We start from the raw sequence: 242 nt of genomic DNA, 5'->3' as shown, positions 1-242 counted from the left end.
CGTTCCGTTCGCGGCAGGGAACACGGCGATCCTCGTGCTCCCCCCCTTCACGGGCCAGATGGGCGTGTTCGGGGCGGAGGACCTGCAGCCGAGCAAGATCGGCAAGGGACAGAAGAACGGTGCCGGCCGCCGTCGACTGTTCGGCTGGGGCATGGTCGGGTGGTTCTTCCTCACCTTCGCCCTCGGCGCTATCTTCGTCTCGGGTCAGGTCTGGGGGTACCCCCAGCTGGTCGCCGAGGGAA

Annotated in this window: 1 pseudogene; it reads left to right on the top strand. The window is 67.8% G+C overall.

Annotation, left to right across the window (positions count from 1 at the left end):
* A pseudogene (locus KVS71_RS18385) lies at positions 1-242 on the top strand (heme-copper oxidase subunit III); the annotation flags it as partial.

Source organism: Microbacterium sp. GbtcB4 (assembly GCF_019091465.1).
Lineage (GTDB): Bacteria > Actinomycetota > Actinomycetes > Actinomycetales > Microbacteriaceae > Microbacterium > Microbacterium paraoxydans.
The sequence above is the reverse complement of the archived record's forward strand: the minus strand, read 5'-3'. Positions and strand labels throughout refer to the sequence as shown.